We start from the raw sequence: 3,820 nt of genomic DNA on the forward strand, positions 1-3,820 counted from the left end.
CTCAGCCTCAATGAATCGCGGATTTGCCTACGACTCGGCCTACGCACTTGCACCAGGACAACCATCGCCTGGCTTGGGCTACCTTCCTGCGTCACACCTGTTAATACGCTAACCGCACCAGAATGGGGTCGTGCGCTAGGCCCAGAGCGTCACCCCGAAGGGATCAGTCACTGGGATTCAGACACTTAGCACTACTGGATTAGCTTGGGCGGTTCTTCGCCGGTACGGGAATATCAACCCGTTGTCCATCGACTACGCCTGTCGGCCTCGCCTTAGGTCCCGACTTACCCAGGGAAGATTAGCTTGACCCTGGAACCCTTGGTCTTTCGGAGGACGTGTTTCTCACACGTCATTCGCTACTCATGCCTGCATTCTCACTCGTGTAGCCTCCACGGCTGGTTTCCACCGCCGCTTCGCTGGCCACACGACGCTCTCCTACCCATCAACACGGCTGGACCACGAAGGCCTACCAATAATGTCAATGCCACAACTTCGGTGGCGTGCTTGAGCCCCGTTACATTGTCGGCGCGGAATCACTTGACCAGTGAGCTATTACGCACTCTTTCAAGGGTGGCTGCTTCTAAGCCAACCTCCTGGTTGTCACAGCAACTCCACATCCTTTCCCACTTAGCACGCGCTTTGGGACCTTAGTTGGTGGTCTGGGTTGTTTCCCTCTCGACTATGAAGCTTATCCCCCACAGTCTCACTGCTGCGCTCTCACTTACCGGCATTCGGAGTTTGGCTGACGTCAGTAACCTTGTAGGGCCCATCGGCCATCCAGTAGCTCTACCTCCGGCAAGAAACACGCAACGCTGCACCTAAATGCATTTCGGAGAGAACCAGCTATCACGAAGTTTGATTGGCCTTTCACCCCTATCCACAGCTCATCCCCTCAGTTTTCAACCTAAGTGGGTTCGGTCCTCCACGACGTCTTACCGTCGCTTCAACCTGGCCATGGATAGATCACTTCGCTTCGGGTCTAGGACATGCGACTGAATCGCCCTATTCAGACTCGCTTTCGCTACGGCTACCCCACACGGGTTAACCTCGCCACATATCGCTAACTCGCAGGCTCATTCTTCAAAAGGCACGCTGTCACCCCTACTAAGGAGGCTCCAACGGTTTGTAAGCAAACGGTTTCAGGTACTATTTCACTCCCCTCCCGGGGTACTTTTCACCTTTCCCTCACGGTACTTGTCCGCTATCGGTCATCTGGGAGTATTTAGGCTTATCAGGTGGTCCTGACAGATTCACACGGGATTTCACGGGCCCCGTGCTACTTGGGATACTCTTCGCGCCAAGAGAGGCATTTCGACTACGGGGTTGGCACCCTCTATGACCGGCCTTTCAAGACCGTTCGTCTATACCTTCTTGTAACGCCGCCACCTCGGCAGAGATGACTGAAAAGTCCCACAACCCCCAACGTGCAACGCCTGCCGGCTATCACACACGCTAGGTTTAGCCTGATCCGGTTTCGCTCGCCACTACTAACGGAATCGCGGTTGCTTTCTCTTCCTGTGGGTACTGAGATGTTTCACTTCCCCACGTTCCCTCTACCCGCCCTATATATTCAGGCGGGAGTCACTAGGTCGGCACGCCGCCCAGCGGGGTTTCCCCATTCGGACACCCTCGGATCAAAACTTGCTTATCAGTTCCCCGAGGCTTATCGCAGATTGCTACGTCCTTCTTCGGCTCCAGATGCCAAGGCATCCACCGTTTGCTCTTAAAGACTTGAAATCACATGAGTTTGAATCAAAAACCCGACCAGTCCGAAGACTGAATCAGAAATTGACTAATGATCTTTAAGATCATCTTGTGCAACTGATCGATGATCAGCTGCAAGATGCTCGCGTCCACTGTGTAGTTCTCAAAGTACGGGCGGTACCCTTCACCACCTCCCCAACCGGAGAGACAACGAAAGGCCCAGAGGTACAGACCGTCCCGACCCGAAGATCGAAACCGCATCCGGTCCCTCAGGACCCAACAGCGTGCAGACACCCCGCTCACCAACCCCCACGTTCCAGCCACCGAAGCGACGTACTAGCAGAAATCAGCTGCGCTGATGTCATGTCAAATGTTCCACCCATGAGCTCCCAGCGAGAAACGAACGTTCCCGAACTGGGTTCTGGACACCCGAAAGTGTCAGATGCTCCTTAGAAAGGAGGTGATCCAGCCGCACCTTCCGGTACGGCTACCTTGTTACGACTTAGTCCTAATTACCGATCCCACCTTCGACGGCTCCCTCCACAAGGGTTAGGCCACCGGCTTCAGGTGTTACCGACTTTCATGACTTGACGGGCGGTGTGTACAAGACCCGGGAACGTATTCACCGCAGCGTTGCTGATCTGCGATTACTAGCGACTCCGACTTCATGAGGTCGAGTTGCAGACCTCAATCCGAACTGGGACCGGCTTTTTGGGATTCGCTCCACCTCGCGGTATTGCAGCCCTTTGTACCGGCCATTGTAGCATGCGTGAAGCCCAAGACATAAGGGGCATGATGATTTGACGTCATCCCCACCTTCCTCCGAGTTGACCCCGGCAGTATCCCATGAGTTCCCACCATTACGTGCTGGCAACATAGAACGAGGGTTGCGCTCGTTGCGGGACTTAACCCAACATCTCACGACACGAGCTGACGACAACCATGCACCACCTGTTTACGAGTGTCCAAAGAGTTGACCATTTCTGGCCCGTTCTCGTATATGTCAAGCCTTGGTAAGGTTCTTCGCGTTGCATCGAATTAATCCGCATGCTCCGCCGCTTGTGCGGGTCCCCGTCAATTCCTTTGAGTTTTAGCCTTGCGGCCGTACTCCCCAGGCGGGGAACTTAATGCGTTAGCTGCGTCACGGAATCCGTGGAATGGACCCCACAACTAGTTCCCAACGTTTACGGGGTGGACTACCAGGGTATCTAAGCCTGTTTGCTCCCCACCCTTTCGCTCCTCAGCGTCAGTTACGGCCCAGAGATCTGCCTTCGCCATCGGTGTTCCTCCTGATATCTGCGCATTCCACCGCTACACCAGGAATTCCAATCTCCCCTACCGCACTCTAGTCTGCCCGTACCCACTGCAGGCCCGAGGTTGAGCCTCGGGATTTCACAGCAGACGCGACAAACCGCCTACGAGCTCTTTACGCCCAATAATTCCGGATAACGCTTGCGCCCTACGTATTACCGCGGCTGCTGGCACGTAGTTAGCCGGCGCTTTTTCTGCAGGTACCGTCACTTTCGCTTCTTCCCTGCTAAAAGAGGTTTACAACCCGAAGGCCGTCGTCCCTCACGCGGCGTTGCTGCATCAGGCTTGCGCCCATTGTGCAATATTCCCCACTGCTGCCTCCCGTAGGAGTCTGGGCCGTGTCTCAGTCCCAGTGTGGCCGGTCACCCTCTCAGGCCGGCTACCCGTCGACGCCTTGGTGAGCCATTACCTCACCAACAAGCTGATAGGCCGCGAGCCCATCCCCAACCGAAATTCTTTCCAGACGCAGACCATGCGGCCACGTCACATATCCAGTATTAGACGCCGTTTCCAGCGCTTATCCCAGAGTCAGGGGCAGGTTGCTCACGTGTTACTCACCCGTTCGCCACTGATCCCACAGAGCAAGCTCCGTGTTCACCGTTCGACTTGCATGTGTTAAGCACGCCGCCAGCGTTCATCCTGAGCCAGGATCAAACTCTCCGTAAAAAAGAAATGCATACCAACACCGGGAAAACGGTGAAAGCAGCGAGTTTGATGCTGACCAAAGAGACAAATTCATTGCTGACTTCATCCATTGCCAACCCCACAAAGGAGGCTGGTCTTTGATCCAAAGGAATTCTCACCC

2 rRNA genes are annotated in these 3,820 nt (G+C 54.9%); both read right to left on the reverse strand.

The features are described 5' to 3' along the window. Positions 1-1,737: ribosomal RNA gene (locus WFM69_RS19160) — 23S ribosomal RNA — on the reverse strand; the annotation flags it as partial. Between the two features lie 420 nt (positions 1,738-2,157). After that, positions 2,158-3,681, reverse strand: a 16S ribosomal RNA gene (locus tag WFM69_RS19165). Between the last annotated feature and the right edge of the window lie 139 nt (positions 3,682-3,820).

It is taken from the genome of Microbacterium sp. LB12 (genome assembly GCF_037150835.1).
Classification (GTDB): Bacteria; Actinomycetota; Actinomycetes; order Actinomycetales; family Microbacteriaceae; genus Microbacterium.